We start from the raw sequence: 15,830 nt of genomic DNA on the forward strand, positions 1-15,830 counted from the left end.
TCGACTTCCAGCGATGCCGTTTTAGATTCGTCGGACACCAAGCCTCCCGCGTGTCACGGAGCGCCGAGTACGCGCTGACCTCGCGACCCCTCCATCTCTAGACATTGCTGATCGGACGCGGCGTTTCCGCCGAACGGTCGAGCTATGCCTGCAGGTGAAATCGCTTGAGGTCCCGCCATTGCAAATAATCCTGGGCAGGTATTGCTGGCAGGAACTCTGCATGGCGCTCACCACGCAACCTTATCTCTCAAGAAAAGTTCTCAAATGATGACAACCCCGGAACAGGATCGCTGGTCACGCGTGAAGAGTCGGCTGCGCTCGAACGTCGGCGAAGACGTCTATACGAGCTGGTTTGCGCGCATGGATCTGGAAGGCGTCCAGGACGAGAGCGTGCGTCTGTCGGTGCCGACCCGCTTCCTGAAGAGCTGGATCCAGGCCCATTATGCCGAGCGCGTGCTGTCGTGCTGGCAGGCCGAGATGCCCGAAGTGCATCGGATCGATCTCACCGTGCGCACGGCGGTGCGGCCCGTGGTTCAGCAGAAGGAAGCGCCCGCGCCGGTCGAAACGCGCCGCTCGCCTGCGCCGGAGCTGCGCTCGACCGCGACGGCGCCGGTCTCGGCCAATCATGATGCGCTCGGCGGTTCGCCGCTCGATCCGCGCCTGACCTTCGCAAGCTTCGTCGTCGGCCGTTCCAACACGCTGGCGCATGCGGCTGCGCGTCAGGTCGCCGAGGGTCGTCGCGGCGATCCCGTCATGTTCAATCCGCTCTACATTCATGCGGGTGTCGGCCTCGGCAAGACGCATCTCTTGCAGGCGGTGACCTGGGCCGGCAATTCCGGCAACGAGCGCAAGGTGCTTTATCTCACCGCCGAGAAATTCATGTACGGCTTCGTCGCCGCGCTGAAGACGCAGACGGCGCTCGCCTTCAAGGAAGCGTTGCGCGGCATCGACGTGCTCGTGATCGACGATCTCCAGTTCCTGCAGGGCAAGTCGACCCAGGCCGAGTTCTGTCACACGCTGAACGCGCTGATCGATGCCGGCCGCCAGGTCGTGATCGCGGCCGACCGTCCGCCGTCCGATCTCGAAAGCCTCGACGACCGCGTGCGCTCGCGGCTGGCCGGCGGCCTCGTGGTCGAGATGGCCTCGCTCGGCGAGGAGCTGCGGCACGGTATTCTCAGGTCGCGCGTCGCAGCCGCCCGCGCCCATCATGCGACCTTCGAGGTGCCGGAGGAGGTGCTGACCTATCTGGCTCGCGCCATCACCCACAACGGCCGGGATCTCGAAGGCGCGATTAACCGCCTGCTCGCGCATTCGAAGCTCAACAATCGGCCGGTGACGCTGGAGATGGCGGAGCACGAGGTGCGCGACCTGATCCGGCCGCAGGAACCGAAGCGGATCAAGATCGAGGACATCCAGCGCGTGGTGGCGCGGCAGTATAATGTCAGCCGCTCCGACCTCCTGTCCTCGCGCCGGACCGCCAACGTGGTCCGTCCGCGCCAGGTGGCGATGTATCTCGCCAAGACGCTGACCCTGCGATCGCTCCCCGAGATCGGCCGCCGCTTCGGCGGGCGCGACCACACCACGGTGCTGCACGCCGTTCGCAAGATCGAGGCCCTGGTTTCCAAGGACACGGCGCTGTCGGACGAGGTCGAATCGCTCAAGCGCCAGCTTCAGGAATAAACGCCTATTTCCTTCACCTCTCCCCGCTTGCGGGGAGAGGTCGGATCGCTCTTGCGATCCGGGTGAGGGGGTACAGGTCCATCGGCAGGCTCGCCCGCGGAAAGAGGCCCCTCACCCCAACCCTCTCCCCGTAAGAACGGGGCGAGGGAGCGCACCTGCTTCCGGGCGCCGGCCCCGTCTTTGCCGGTAAATCGTGGGGAACCGTCGCGCAATCCCTTGAAACGGATGACTTTACGCGCCACCTTGCGCGACCCTGACGGCTTTGGTCATATCGGCTGGATGTTCCGGCTTTCCGGGGTCTTCGGTGCCGTGGCGCGCGTCCCGCCGCCCGGCTTTTCCAGATTTGTGTTTCCTTGGGGATCGGGCGAGTAGTGCAATGAAGGTTACGGTCGAACGCGCGCAACTCCTGAAGTCGCTGGGCCACGTCCACCGCGTGGTCGAGCGCCGCAACACGATTCCGATCCTCGGCAACGTGCTTGTTAGGGCCGAGAACGCGAAATTGTCGCTGAAGGCGACCGACCTCGATCTCGAGGTCACCGAAACGCTCGCGGCGGAAACCGCGACCGCGGGCTCCACCACCGTGCCGGCCCACATGTTCTACGACATCGTGCGCAAGCTGCCGGACGGTTCGCAGATCGTGCTCGAGGCCGACGGCGACCGCGCCGTGCTGGCGATCCGCGCCGGCCGCTCCCGCTTCACGCTGCAGACCTTGCCGGAGAACGATTTCCCGGATCTCGCCGCCGGCGACATGTCGCATTCGTTCCATCTCGCCGCCAAGGACGTCAAGCGGCTGATCGACCGCACCCAGTTCGCGATCTCCACGGAGGAGACCCGCTATTATCTCAACGGCATCTATCTGCACGCCGCGGGCTCCGCCAAAGCTGCCACCTTGCGCGGCGTCGCCACCGATGGCCACCGCCTCGCCCAGCTCGACCTGGTCCAGCCCAAGGGCGCCGAGGGCATGCCCGGCGTGATCGTGCCGCGCAAGACGGTCGGCGAGGTGCAGCGCCTGATCGAGGACAACGAGGCCGAGGTCACGATCGAGCTGTCGCAGGCCAAGATCCGTTTCACCATCGGCAATGTGGTGCTGACCTCGAAGCTGATCGACGGCACCTTCCCCGATTACGGCCGTGTGATCCCGCAGGGCAACGACAAGGAGCTCGTCGTCGACAAGAAGGATTTCGAGAACGCGGTCGACCGCGTCTCGACGATTTCCAGCGAGCGCGGGCGCGCCGTGAAACTCTCGCTGTCGCCGGGCAAGCTGGTGCTGTCGGTGACCAATCCGGATTCCGGCAGCGCGACCGAAGAGCTCGAAGTCGAATACGCCTCCGACGCCCTCGATATCGGCTTCAACTCCCGCTATCTGCTCGACATCGCCGCCCAGATCGAAGGCGACGTCGCAACCCTCCGCCTCGCCGACCCCGGCTCACCGACCCTGGTGCAAGACCGCGACGACAAGAGCGCGCTCTACGTGCTGATGCCGATGCGGGTGTGAGGGACGTGGTCCTCCTCTCGCGACACCTTTTATGCGGAGACAACCCCTCACCCGGCTTCGCTGCGCGAAGCCACCCTCTCCCACAGGGGGAGAGGGTGAAGCTACAGCTTCGCCCGACGAAACAAGCGCAATGCACGTTGCTGCGCCCTCTCCCCTTGTGGGAGAGGGCATCTCCGCGGGCGGATACATACTCAGTCGGGTGAGGGGTTCGTGCCGCAGGAACCATCCCACCGACCAGTCCCCAAACGTCTCCGCCAATTCGCGAAAAATATGCGGCATGAGCCGACGGATGCGGAAGCCGCAATGTGGCGCCTGCTCAGGGATCGTCGATTATCCGCCTACAAGCTTCGCCGACAAGTTCCGTTCAGAAGCTACATTCTCGATTTCGTCTGCTTCGAAAAGCGCCTCGTGATCGAGATCGACGGCGGTCAGCATGTGGAATCGCAACGCGACGCAGCTCGTGACGCAACACTCTCCGCTGAAGGCTTTGTCATCGCGCGCTACTGGAACAATGACGTGTTGCAGCAGCCCGCTTCTGTATTGGAGGACATCCTTGCAAAGCTCGCCCTGCGGTAACATACCCCTCACCCGTCGCCTCACTTCGTGAGGCGCCACCCTCTCCCACAAGGGGAGAGGGGACGCACCGCCCGGCACGACGAGCACAATGACCCCCTCCCGCATTCATCGCCTGACGCTGACGCATTTTCGTAATTACCGGGCGGCGGGGCTCGAGGTGAAGGCTGACATGGTGGCGCTGGTCGGGCCGAACGGGGCGGGCAAGACCAATTGCATCGAGGCGATCTCGTTCCTGTCGCCGGGACGCGGGCTGCGGCGCGCGACGCTGGACGACGTCGCCGACAACCAGGGCGACGGCTCCTGGGCGGTGTCGGCACAGGTCGAGGGCGCGCTGGGCCTTGCCACGCTCGGCACCGGCATCGATCCGCCGCGCGCAGATAGCCCGGTCAGCCGGCGCTGCCGCATCGACCGCGAACCGGTCAATTCGGCGGCGTCGTTCGGCGACCACATCCGCATGGTGTGGCTGACGCCGGCGATGGACGGGCTGTTCATGGGAGCTGCGTCCGAGCGCCGGCGCTTCTTCGACCGCCTGGTGCTTGCCATCGACAGCGACCATTCCAGCCGCATCTCCGCGCTCGAACGCTCCCTGCGTTCGCGCAACCGCCTGCTCGAGACCCGCAATTACGACGACCATTGGTGTGACGCGATCGAGCGCGAGACCGCGGAGCTTGCGGTCGCGGTCGCCGCAACCCGGGGCCAGACCGCGGCGCGTCTCACCGGCATGCTGAATGCACGCGCGCAAGCCTCCGCCTTCCCCTCGGCACAGATCGCGCTCGACGGCTGGATGGAGAACGCGCTGCTCAACGAGACCGCGACGTCGGTCGAGGACCGCTACCGCCAGATCCTGCGCGACAACCGTCCGCGTGACGCCATTGCCGGCCGCACCACGGATGGTCCGCATCTCACCGATCTGCAGGTGATCTACGCGCCGAAAAGCATGCCGGCGCGCGATGCCTCGACCGGCGAGCAGAAGGCGTTGCTGATCGGGCTGGTGCTGGCGCATGCGAGCCTGGTCGCCGAGATGACTGGCATCGTGCCGCTGCTGCTGCTCGACGAGGTCGTCGCGCATCTTGATCCCAATAGGCGCGCGGCGCTGTTCGACGAGTTGCGCAAGCTCGGCGCGCAGGTGTGGCTGACCGGCGCAGACCCCGCCGCCTTCACCGAGATCGGCGCCGGGGGCGAGATCTTTGACGTCCAAAGCGGACAGGTATCGGCCCGGCGCTAGTCGCAGCCGTTGAACCCGCCCCATTTCCGCCGCGACTAGTTGCCGGAGGCGGCGCCGACGGCGTCGCAGCCGTTTTTGCAATCGCGCAATGACATCACGCGCGAACCCCTGGAGAGTGAGATGCGGACGGCGAGGTCCGGGGCGCAAGCTCCGGCACGATGGCGGGCGTTTGCGTGCGGCCTCGTCTTGCTCGTGACGTGCATGCTCGCGGCAGGCGCCGGCGCCTGGATGCCGCAGCCGCTGTTTTCGGCCGAACTCACGCCGGACCCCGATGCCAGGCTACCCGCACCGACCCGCTACAGCTTTCGAGGAATCCACACCACACTGATGCGGGGCGTCGAAGCGCCGCTTCGCGTCAAGCTCGAAGCCACCGTGCCCGCCGAGCTCAGCGACGTTCTTGCCTTCTACCGCAGGGAGCTCGGGAAGCTCGGGTGGCAGGAGCAGCATGATGGCGCCGTCGTCTCCGCCGAGCACGTCCAGCTCGCGTTCGCATCTCCGCTCGGGCCGGCCATGCTGGAGCTCGGCCGCAACGACAGCAGCACCTCGGTCCATCTCGTGCAGAAGAACTCGGATACTGCAACCCGGGCGAACGTCATGCCCGAACCGGGCCAGGCGAAGCTGGTGTTCAGCAACATCGGCGAGACGGAAGCCGTGCTCGGGATCGACGCGCGGATCATCAAGCGCGCCGCCGGCGCTAACGCCGTCTCGCTGGATCTGGCGCCCGGCCAGTATGTCTACGAACTGGGCGTGCCCGGCCGTCCGGCCCACACCGACATCCTCAATCTCGCGGCCGGCGACGCCTGGGAGCTCACCGTCGGGCGCGACGGCGAGACATGGTCGCCGCTCCAGCTGTATTGACCAGTTCGGGAGCTTTGAACCTGCCCGGTTCCTGCCGCGACTTCTGGTCTGAGGCCCCGCCGACGGTGTCGCAGCCGTTGCAATCGCGCGCGCCAAAGCGCCGCGCAGCATCCTGGAGACGTAACGATGGCGATGATCCCGCGCGGGATGCAAATCCCGGCACGATGGCGGCTGCTTGCATGCGGTCTCTTCCTGATGGCGAGCTGCTCAATCGCGGCCGGCGCCGACGAGGGCATCGTCGACGTCCACGCGCTACCGCAGCTCGAAGGTGCGGTGGAAGACATTTCGCGCCCCGATCCCTATAGCGTCGAATATCGCGTGCCGACGCGGCAGGCCGTGACACTGCCCGCGGTCCAAAAGCTCCTGAGCGACAACGGCTGGGTGCCCTATGTGATGCCGCTTGAGGAGAAAAGCAGCCTGCTGAAGTTCAGGAAGGGACGACACGGCCTTTCCGTTCATTTCACGCAGGCGCCCGGCCGGCCTGACCAGTCCGTGGTTTATTACACCACCGAGCGGATTTACGGGAACGTGCCGTTTCCGGCAGGCGCAAGCGAGATCGTGTTTGACGGGACCCGGCCCTATCTCGGCTGCATCGCGCCGACGCCGCTCGATGCGACGTCGGATTTCTACAGCAGCCAGATGGCTGCGATCGGCTGGCAGAAGCTCACGCCGGAAACCGCTGCGCGCTGGACGACCAGCCTGGATGAGACTGCTCCCAACGGCCTGCGCGCGTTCTACGCGCATGCCGATAGCAAGGAGACCGGATTCTATCAGCAGAAGCCTGTGATGCTGACGCTGACGCGCCGTGACGATGGCCGCACCAATATCGATATCCGGGTCGCGCCCTTCGCGCTGCCCCGCGAGCTCAAGGCCGATAGCGATCTGGCCGGCCTACCGCGGCCGAGTCCGACCAAGACGGCCAGGGGCCTCGGCAGCGCGAGCGACAACAAGCGCGAAATGTCGGCCGCCGCGATGGCCGAGCTGCCGGCCGTGCTCGCCTTCTATCACCGCGAGCTCGCCGCGCGCGGCTGGCAGGAGGACGGCAGCGCGCCGCTCGCACCCGGCGACGAGGTCGCGATCAAGATCTCTTCAGCGGAGGAAACCGGCGTGCTGCGGCTTGGCCGCAAATATGATTTCACCATGGTCAGCCTGGCCGCGCAGGTGAAGGACTCCGCGCTTGCCGCCCGCGCCAAGGCGAAGAAGGAGGCCGACGAGAAGTTCCTTGGGGATGCGTTAGGTGCGGCCAAGCAGCTCATCACCGCCGACGAAGCCAGGCGCAAGGTGCAGGCGGCTGCATTGTCCGACGCGCCGCTGAATGCGCTGGCCGACAGCAAGACTCCGGTGCCGCTGCCCGAAACCGCCGAAGGCGTGAAGTTCGAGGGCGACGACGGCCAGCTCGAATTCTCCTCGACATCGAGCGTGAAGGCGCTCACCGCGTTCTATCGCGCATCGCTTAAGCCGGCGGGCTGGAAGGAGCAACCTTCCGTCATCAACCAGCCCAACATGGCGGTGATGGAATTCTCCAAGAGCGGCAAGTCGATCTCGATGACAGTGCTGCAGATGGGGCCGAAGGTGAACGTTAGCGCCAACGGCTCCGGTCTTATTATCGCCGCGGCGAAGCCCGTCGAGGCCAAATCGAATCAAGCCAAGGCGCCCCAGACCAAATCGAAGGAGCCGCTCACGCCCGATCCCGATTCGGCCCTGCCGGTGCCGACGCAGCACAGCTCGACCGGCATCAGCTCCACGAAGTTTCCCGGCAGCGACCAGTCGTTCCGGGCCGAGCTCGAAGCCAGCATCCCCGCCGAGCTTGGCGAGGTCCTCGCCTTCTATCGCGCGGAGCTGACCAAGCGCGGCTGGCAGGAGAAGGCCGACGGCGCAACCGTGACCGCCGAGCGGGCGGAGCTCGCGTTCACCTCGCCGGAGGGACCGGCCGTGCTGAAGCTCGGCCGCGCCAGGGACGAGACCACGGTCAGCCTGATGCAGCGGAATCCGCAGGCCGCGGCCAAGGCCGACATCATGCCGAAGGCGGGACAGGCGAGGCTGATGCTCGGCAATATGGGGCCGAAGGAAGCATCGCTGACGATCAACAATCAAACCGTGAAGATCGCGGCCGGCGCCGGCGGTCCGCAATCGCCGAAAGGTCCGATGCTCGATCTGCCGCCCGGCAAGTACCAGTACGCGCTGCGTCTGCCGGGACGCCCTGCTCGCACCGAGACCCTCACCGTGGCCGCCGGCGATGCCTGGGGCCTCCTGGTGGGACCAAGCGGAGATGTGCTGCCGCTTCAGATGTATTGAGCTGCAAGGCCGTTCCGGGGCGTTCCACGCGCCTCGGAACGCCCCTCCTCCGCGAAAAATCCACGTCTTCCAGAGCCCGAAACGGCGTCTCGAATCGCGCTTTTTCCAAGCCGCCGAATCGGCCTTCGAAGGCCTTGAAAATCGGCCGAAAAATCCCATTTAATCAAAGACTTGCCGGGAGATACTTTGCGCTAGGCGCAATCCGTCTTTCGTGGCACAAATAGCCCGCATATCAGCGCCTTTTGCGCCGCTGATTCGGGCGACATCTCGAAGGCCTCTCATGACAGAACCTGCTCGGCAGACGCCTGCCGAAAACGAACCCTCAAATCCGAGCGATTACGGGGCGGAATCGATCCGCGTGCTCAAGGGTCTCGACGCCGTCCGCAAGCGCCCCGGCATGTATATCGGCGACACCGATGACGGCTCGGGCCTGCATCACATGGTCTACGAGGTCGTCGACAACGCGATCGACGAGGCGCTCGCGGGCCACGCCACGCGCGTGGACGTGATCCTCAACGCCGACAATTCCGTCACCGTGCGCGACGACGGCCGCGGCATTCCCGTCGACATCCACAAGGGCGAAGGCATCTCGGCAGCCGAGGTCATCATGACCCAGCTCCACGCCGGCGGTAAGTTCGACCAGAATTCCTACAAGGTTTCCGGCGGCCTGCACGGCGTCGGCGTCTCCGTCGTCAACGCGCTGTCGAGCAAGCTCGGCTTGCGCATCTGGCGCGACAACAAGGAACACTACATCGAATTCGCCCATGGCGATGCGGTCGCGCCGCTCAAGGTGGTCGGCGACGCGCCCGGCAGGCGCGGCACCGAGGTGACGTTCCAGGCCTCGACAGAGACCTTCAAGAACATCGAGTATGACTTCGCCACGCTGGAGCACCGACTGCGCGAGCTCGCCTTCCTCAACTCCGGCGTCAACATCGCTCTCTCCGACATGCGTCACGCCGTCGAGAAGCGCGAGGAGATGCACTATTCCGGCGGCGTCGAGGAATTCGTCAAATATCTCGACCGCAACAAGAAGGCGATCGTGCCGGCGCCGATCATGGTGCGCGCGGAAGCCAACGGCATCGGTGTCGAGGCCGCATTGTGGTGGAACGACAGCTACCACGAGAACGTGCTGTGCTTCACCAACAACATCCCGCAGCGCGACGGCGGCACCCATCTCGCCGGTTTCCGCGGCGCGCTGACGCGCCAGGTCAACGGCTATGCCGAGGCCAATGCGAAAAAGGAAAAGATCGCGCTCACCGGCGACGATTGCCGCGAAGGCCTCACCGCCGTGCTGTCGGTGAAGGTGCCGGACCCAAAATTCTCGTCGCAGACCAAGGACAAGCTGGTGTCCTCGGAAGTGCGTCCCGTGGTCGAGAACGTGCTCAACGAGGCGCTGCAAGCCTGGTTCGAGGAGCATCCCTCCGAAGCCAAGATGATCGTCGGCAAGGTGATCCAGGCGGCAGCGGCCCGCGAAGCCGCGCGAAAGGCGCGCGAGCTGACGCGCAAGAGCCCGCTCTCGGTCTCCTCGCTGCCCGGCAAGCTCGCCGACTGCCAGGAAAAGGACCCGGCGAAATCCGAGCTCTTCATCGTCGAGGGTGACTCGGCAGGCGGCAGTGCCAAGCAGGGCCGCAACCGCGAATTCCAGGCCGTGCTGCCGCTGCGCGGCAAGATCCTCAATGTCGAACGCGTGCGTCCCGACAAGATGCTGGGCAGCGAGCAGATCGGCACGCTGATCACCGCGCTCGGAACGAGCATCGGCGACGAATTCTCGATCGAGAAGCTGCGCTATCACAAGATCATCGTGATGACGGACGCCGATGTCGACGGCGCCCACATCCGCACGCTGCTGCTCACGTTCTTCTACCGGCAGATGCGCGAGATCATCGACGGCGGCTATCTCTACATCGCCCAGCCGCCGCTCTATAAGGTCAACCGCGGCAAGTCCGAGCAATATCTGAAGGACGAGCGGGCGCTGGAAGATTATCTGATCGACACCGGGCTGGACGATTGCGTCTATATCCCCGGCACCGGCGGCGATCGCACCGGCCGCGACCTGCGCTCGCTGGTCGACGACGCCCGCGCCGTCCGCGGCATCCTGCGCAGCCTGCACACCCGCTACAATCGTAAGGTGATCGAGCAGGCCGCCATCACCGGCGTGCTCAACAAGGCGATCTACGGCGATCCGGAGAAGGCCGCCGCGGCCGCGCAATACATCGCCGCCCGCCTCGACACGCTCGCCGACGAGGTCGAGCGCGGCTGGATCGGTCAATACGTCGAAGGCCATGGTTTCCAGTTCGAGCGCACCGTGCGCGGCGTCAAGGACGTCGCCCTCATCGATGCCGCGTTCCTGGGCTCGGTCGAAGCCCGCAAGCTCGACGAGTACACACTCAAGCTCCAGGACGTTTATGCCCGCCCCGGCAAGCTGCGGCGCAAGGACACCGAGCACATGGTCTATGGCCCGGTCGATCTGTTCGAGGCGGTCACCGACGCCGGCCGCAAGGGCGTCTCGCTGCAGCGCTACAAAGGGCTGGGCGAGATGAATCCGGAGCAGCTCTGGCAGACGACGCTGGATATCAATGCGCGATCACTGCTCCAGGTGAAGGTCAAGGAGGTCGACGAGGCCGACGACATCTTCACCAAGCTGATGGGCGACGTGGTCGAGCCGCGCCGCGACTTCATCCAGGAACATTCGCTGAGCGCGACGATCGATATCTGAGATCGAGCGGCTTGTACGGTCGTCATGCCCGGGCTTGTCCCGCCTGCGCGACCGAAGCCGCTTCGGCGAGGCGAAGGCCCGGGCATCCACGTTCTTCGTGCGACGAGGCAAGGCGTGGATGGCCGGGACAGGCCCGGCCATGACGTGGAGACACCTCGGCTGAACCTCCCCCTCCCGTCCTCGCAACAAGTGCAGAATTGCTCCCGCGCTCAATTCTCGGTAGCTTCCGCCTCGAAAACCCGCCCCTCACCCAACACGACAGCGAGAGACCCCGTGGCGCCCATCCAGTACATCGTCGAGGGCGGTCACCGGCTCTCGGGCTCGATCGAGCCGTCCGGCAACAAGAATGCGGCCCTGCCGATCATCGCGGCAGCCCTGCTCACCGAGCATCCGGTGACGCTGGAAAACGTGCCGCGGATCCGCGACACCGAGACGCTGGTCGAGCTGATCCGCTCGGTTGGTGCTGCGGCCGAATGGACCGCCCGCAACACGCTTCATATTCACGCCAAGAGCATCCGCGCCGCCGATCTCGATCCTGAGCTATGCGTGCGCATCCGCGCCTCGATCCTGCTCGCGGGCCCCCTGCTCGCCCGCTGCGGCGAAGTGATGCTGCCGCCGCCCGGCGGCGACGTCATCGGCCGCCGCAGGCTCGACACGCATGTGCTTGCGCTCGAGCAATTGGGAGCCAAGGTCACGGCGACCGACCGGCTCGAATTCCGCGCTTCGAAACTGACCGGCGCCGACGTGTTCCTGGACGAGCCCAGCGTGACCGCGACCGAGAACGCGCTGGTCGCAGCCGTCGCCGCCGAAGGCACCACCTATTTGCGCAACGCCGCGTCCGAGCCGCATGTGCAGGACCTCGCCAACTTCCTGGTCGCGCTCGGCGCAGGCATCGAGGGCATCGGCACCAACACCATGATCGTGCACGGTCCGGCGACGCTGGGCGGGGCGACCTACCGGATCCAGCCCGACCATATCGAGGTCGGCTCGCTGATCGGACTTGCTGCCGTCACGCGTTCGCCGCTTCGCATCGTGCGCGCCGGCGTCGAGCACCTGCGCTCGATCCGCATGGGATTCGAGCGGCTCGGCATCGTCTGCCGCATCGAGGGCGACGATCTCATCGTGCCCTCGAACCAGACGCTGAAGATCCAGGACGATTTTGGCGGCCACGTGCCGAAGCTGGAAGACCAGCCCTGGCCGGCCTTCCCGGCCGATCTGATGTCGATCGCGATCGTCACCGCCACGCAATGCGAGGGCGTGATCCTGATGTTCGAGAAGATGTTCGAATCGCGGATGTTCTTCGTCGACAAGCTGATCGCGATGGGCGCGCGCATCGTGCTGTGCGACCCGCATCGCGCCATCATCGCCGGTCCAAGCCGGCTGCACGGCGCGACGATGACCTCACCCGACATTCGCGCCGGAATGGCCATGTTGCTCGCGGCCGTCTGCGCCGAGGGCACCTCCACGATCAACAACGCCGACCAGATCGAGCGCGGCTACGAGCGCATCGACGAACGGCTGAATGCGCTCGGCGCGAAGATCAGGCGCGTGCCGGAACGGAAGGGGTGAGAGTTTTCTTCCCTTCTCCCCTTGTGGGAGAAGGTGGCGCGAAGCGCCGGATGAGGGGTTCTCTCCGCGAATCCAAATGAGAGCTGGATTCGCCGAGAGAACCCCTCACCCGTCTCGCCGCTTCGCGGCGAGCCACCCTCTCCCACAAGGGGAGAGGGGAAGAAGCCGAGGCCATGTTTTCGTCGCCCGGCTGTGCTATTGACCCGGCCATGCTCGACACCGTCCAGCCTCGTTCGCAGCCGCAAGCCGGCGCGCCGCCAAATCTTCTCGCCGACGAATTCGTCGAGACGCTGCGGCTGGCCGTGCCGATGATGCTGACGCAGCTCGGGCAGATCGCGATGATCACGACCGATCTCGCGCTGATCGGCCGGCTCGGCGAGAGCGCGGTCGCAGCGGCAGCGCTGGCGCATACGGTCTATTTCGTCAGCTTCACGTTCGGGCTCGGATTGATGGCGGCGGTGTCGCCGCTGGTCGCGCAGGCCTTTGGAGCTAGCGATATCAGGCGCATCCGCCGCTCGTTGCGGGTCGGCTTGTGGGTCGCGTTGCTGATCTCGCTGCCGATGATGGCCTCGCCGCTCTATGGCGAGCACATCCTGGTTGCACTCGGTCAGGCGCCGCACTCGGCCGCGCTCGCCCAGCGCTATCTGAATGGCCTCGCCTGGGGCATCGCGCCGGCGCTCGGCTTCATCGCGCTACGCAGCATGATGAGCGCGGTGAACCGGCCGCAGGCCCCGCTGTGGATCACGCTCGCGGCGATCCCCGTCAATGCCGCGCTGGTCTACGTCCTGATCCACGGTCTGTTCGGCCTGCCGGAGCTCGGCCTGTTCGGCGCGGGGCTTGCGACCACCATCGTCAATCTCGGCACGTTCGTCGCCACGCTCGCCATTGCCGGGCTGCGCCAACCGTTCGCGGACTATCATCCGCTTGCCCATCTCTGGCGGATCGACTGGCCCCTGATGCGCAAGCTCATCGCGATCGGCGCCCCGATCTCATTCTCGCTGCTGCTGGAATACGGCCTGTTCTCTTCGGCGGCGCTGCTGATGGGGTTGATCTCGACCACGGCGCTCGCGGCGCATCAGATCGCGCTCCAGGTCACCGCCGTGCTGTTCATGGTCCCGCTCGGCATCGGCATGGCGGCCACCGTGCGGGTCGGCCACGCCTTCGGCCGCGGTGAGCCGCTCGCGGTGAAGCGCGCGGGTCTCGTCGCAGCCGTGATCGGGATCGCGTTCGTCTCGGCGCTGACCGTTGCGATCATTCTCGGCCGCTATCAGCTCGGACGGCTGTTCTTCGGCAGCGGCGAGGCGAGCATGGCGACCGTCCAGCTGACCGCAACGCTGCTGCTGGTCGGCGCGACCTTCTTCATCGCCGATGCCATCCAGACCATCATGGGCGGCGCGCTGCGCGGCATCAACGACACCAGGATGACATTGGCATTCGCCGCGATCGGCTATTGGTGCGTGGGCTTTCCGATCGCCTGGTGGCTCGCTTTTCACGCCGATCTCGGCGCGGTCGGTGTCTGGATCGGATTGTCGATCGGATCGTTCGTCTATGCCGGACTTCTGATCTTGCGCTTCCGGATGCTGACGCGCAGACTGGCGGGATGACGCTTTCCGTCGACCTCTTCTATTCCTTTCGCAGCCCGTTCAGCTATTTGGCGCTACCCAAGACGCTGAAGCTCGTCGAAATCTACGATCTGGCGGTGAATTTGCGGCCGGTCTATCCGCTTGCCGTCCGTGTGCCCGGATTTTTCAAGAAGGCGAGCCCGAACTTCATTCGCTATGTGGTGCTCGACAGCACGCGCGTGGCGCAGCACGAGGGCATTCCGTTCCGCTTTCCGAGGCCCGACCCGATCGTGCAGGACAAGACGACATTCGACGTCGCGGCCGAGCAGCCCTACATCCACCGCCTGACCCGGCTGGGTGCCATGGCGCAGCTCGAGGGACGCTCGCTCGCATTCACCGACGCGATCGCCCGCGTGCTGTGGGACGGCTCGGTGGCGGGCTGGAACGAAGGCGATCATCTCGCGCGCGCGGCCGACAAGGCCGGCTTCGATCTCGCCGCAATGGATGCCGCAATCAAAGCCGACCCGGATCGCTACGAGCAGGTGATCACCGAGAACGAGAAGGACCACGCCGCCTCCGGCCATTGGGGCGTGCCGACCTTCGTGTTCGAGAACGAGCCGTTCTTCGGCCAGGACCGCATCGATTTGCTGGTCTGGCGCATGCAAGGCAAGGGCCTGACGCGGCGCTAGCTCACTCCGCCAAGCGCGCGGGCTTGTCGGTCGCGGCCTCCGACCATTCGCCGACGACGCGATCGAGGTCGCAGAGATTCTGGTGCATCTGCTCCAGCGAAAAGCCGAGTGCGAAGAAGCGCTCCGCGGTGTCGCTGGGCTGGCCACGGATCAGGCCGTCCTGGCGCACAGCCGCGACCGCCTCGGCATAATGCTGGAGCGCGACATGCACGGGGTGGATCGGCGGCGCGCCGGCGCCTTCGCGCAACGCCGCGGCCGCCGAACGCAGGAAGCGCGCGATCACGGTCGAGACTTCCGTCAGCGGCGCGGCAAGCCGCGTCTGCACCTCAGCCGGCAGCGGCACCACGGTCGAGCGGCCGATCATCACGACGTCATGGCGCAGCCGCAAGATCGTGCGCAACAACGGGCCGGTGTCCGGCCCGCTCGACAATCGCGCAGAGCGCTCGCGCTCGGCTTCGGCGCCAATGGTATTCATGCCGACCATTGCGGTGCCGATACCGTCCTGAATCCGATGCAGCGCGTCGTTGTCCCGGCCGCGCGTCAGGCCCGCGAGCAATTCGGTGAAGGCCTCCGCGATCAGTTCGAGCAGTTTTGCCGCGCTGGCGCGGATTTGCCGCACAGCGCGCGATGGCAGCACCAGGAACGAGACCAGCAGCCCCGTCACCGCGCCGACCGCGACTTCGCTGACGCGATCGATCGCCGAGGCCATGGGATCGGCATGATGCATCGACGGAAGCACGAGCACGATCACGGCCGTCACCGTTGCAGAGCTCAGATTCGGATAGATCGATGCGACAAAGGCAAGCGGCGCCACGGCCAGCACCAGCAGACCCAGCAGCCCCAGTTCGCCGGAATAGGGGATCAGGATCGCGATGGCGCCGCCATAGACCGCGCCGCCGATGGTGCCGAGCATGTAGTCGCGTGTCGCCTTCAGCGAGCGCCCGACGCTCATCTGGGTCACGATGATGGAGGTGAGGACGGCCCAGAGCGGCAACAACAGATGCAGCGCAGTGGCGAGCGCGTAGGCGCCGGTGGCCGCCACCGTGACCCGGATCGCCAACCCCAATTGGGTCTTTCGCGACCAGACCCGGTCGAACAGCTTTCCTGCGAATGCCATGGTCGCGTATCCCGGTCCGATCCTCGCAAAGCCAGCCAAAAGCATAGC

11 protein-coding genes are annotated in these 15,830 nt (G+C 65.7%); 10 read left to right on the top strand and 1 reads right to left on the bottom strand.

Translation table 11 applies throughout. The annotated features are described in order from the left end of the window. Window positions 1-267: 267 nt before the first annotated feature. From dnaA to AC0L3J_RS02650, 10 genes are all read left to right on the top strand, one after another. Window positions 268-1,680: a chromosomal replication initiator protein DnaA gene (gene dnaA, locus AC0L3J_RS02605; RefSeq protein WP_473346064.1), complete on the top strand. Its 1,413-nt coding sequence runs from the start codon at window positions 268-270 to the stop codon at window positions 1,678-1,680. Window positions 1,681-2,056: 376 nt separating this feature from the next. Continuing rightward, window positions 2,057-3,175, top strand: coding sequence for a DNA polymerase III subunit beta (dnaN, locus tag AC0L3J_RS02610; protein ID WP_473345811.1), 1,119 nt, complete (start codon window positions 2,057-2,059; stop codon window positions 3,173-3,175). 210 nt (window positions 3,176-3,385) lie between these two features. After that, window positions 3,386-3,751 carry an endonuclease domain-containing protein gene (locus AC0L3J_RS02615; protein ID WP_473345812.1) on the top strand — a complete coding sequence of 122 codons (366 nt, stop codon included), beginning with the start codon at window positions 3,386-3,388 and terminating at the stop codon, window positions 3,749-3,751. An 88-nt stretch (window positions 3,752-3,839) separates the two neighbouring features. Then, window positions 3,840-4,976: a DNA replication/repair protein RecF gene (gene recF / locus AC0L3J_RS02620; RefSeq protein WP_473345813.1), complete on the top strand. Its 1,137-nt coding sequence runs from the start codon at window positions 3,840-3,842 to the stop codon at window positions 4,974-4,976. A 120-nt stretch (window positions 4,977-5,096) separates the two neighbouring features. Next, complete coding sequence (locus AC0L3J_RS02625) at window positions 5,097-5,834, top strand: hypothetical protein (protein WP_473345814.1); 738 nt, start codon at window positions 5,097-5,099, stop codon at window positions 5,832-5,834. A 126-nt stretch (window positions 5,835-5,960) separates the two neighbouring features. Next, window positions 5,961-8,129, top strand: a complete 2,169-nt coding sequence (locus AC0L3J_RS02630) for a hypothetical protein (protein ID WP_473345815.1) — start codon at window positions 5,961-5,963, stop codon at window positions 8,127-8,129. 280 nt (window positions 8,130-8,409) lie between these two features. Next, window positions 8,410-10,845, top strand: coding sequence for a DNA topoisomerase (ATP-hydrolyzing) subunit B (gene gyrB / locus AC0L3J_RS02635; RefSeq protein ID WP_473345816.1), 2,436 nt, complete (start codon window positions 8,410-8,412; stop codon window positions 10,843-10,845). 273 nt (window positions 10,846-11,118) lie between these two features. Next, window positions 11,119-12,414 (top strand): UDP-N-acetylglucosamine 1-carboxyvinyltransferase, encoded by a 1,296-nt coding sequence (gene murA, locus AC0L3J_RS02640; protein ID WP_247426415.1) that lies wholly within the window; start codon window positions 11,119-11,121, stop codon window positions 12,412-12,414. Between the two features lie 209 nt (window positions 12,415-12,623). Then, complete coding sequence (locus AC0L3J_RS02645) at window positions 12,624-14,018, top strand: MATE family efflux transporter (RefSeq protein WP_473345818.1); 1,395 nt, start codon at window positions 12,624-12,626, stop codon at window positions 14,016-14,018. Then, a complete protein-coding gene (locus tag AC0L3J_RS02650) occupies window positions 14,015-14,665 on the top strand; it encodes a 2-hydroxychromene-2-carboxylate isomerase (RefSeq protein WP_473345820.1) in 651 nt (216 codons plus the stop codon). The genes AC0L3J_RS02645 and AC0L3J_RS02650 overlap by 4 nt, the downstream gene beginning before the upstream one ends. A 1-nt stretch (window position 14,666) precedes the next feature. Here the strand turns inward: AC0L3J_RS02650 and AC0L3J_RS02655 are convergent, their stop codons facing one another. Beyond that, on the bottom strand, window positions 14,667-15,782 hold the full coding sequence (locus tag AC0L3J_RS02655; RefSeq protein WP_473345822.1) for an FUSC family protein: 1,116 nt from the start codon (window positions 15,780-15,782) through the stop codon (window positions 14,667-14,669). Window positions 15,783-15,830: the final 48 nt, after the last annotated feature.

This window comes from Bradyrhizobium sp. Kon37, assembly GCF_055807535.1.

Excerpts from the sequence above, each read along its gene's own strand:
- dnaA (WP_473346064.1), top strand. The coding sequence starts at position 268 with ATGACAACCCCGGAACAGGATCGCTGGTCACGCGTGAAGAGTCGGCTG.
- dnaN (WP_473345811.1), top strand. The coding sequence starts at position 2,057 with ATGAAGGTTACGGTCGAACGCGCGCAACTCCTGAAGTCGCTGGGCCAC.
- recF (WP_473345813.1), top strand. The coding sequence starts at position 3,840 with ATGACCCCCTCCCGCATTCATCGCCTGACGCTGACGCATTTTCGTAAT.
- AC0L3J_RS02625 (WP_473345814.1), top strand. The coding sequence starts at position 5,097 with ATGCGGACGGCGAGGTCCGGGGCGCAAGCTCCGGCACGATGGCGGGCG.
- AC0L3J_RS02630 (WP_473345815.1), top strand. The coding sequence starts at position 5,961 with ATGGCGATGATCCCGCGCGGGATGCAAATCCCGGCACGATGGCGGCTG.
- gyrB (WP_473345816.1), top strand. The coding sequence starts at position 8,410 with ATGACAGAACCTGCTCGGCAGACGCCTGCCGAAAACGAACCCTCAAAT.
- AC0L3J_RS02645 (WP_473345818.1), top strand. The coding sequence starts at position 12,624 with ATGCTCGACACCGTCCAGCCTCGTTCGCAGCCGCAAGCCGGCGCGCCG.
- AC0L3J_RS02650 (WP_473345820.1), top strand. The coding sequence starts at position 14,015 with ATGACGCTTTCCGTCGACCTCTTCTATTCCTTTCGCAGCCCGTTCAGC.
- AC0L3J_RS02655 (WP_473345822.1), bottom strand. The coding sequence starts at position 15,782 with ATGGCATTCGCAGGAAAGCTGTTCGACCGGGTCTGGTCGCGAAAGACC.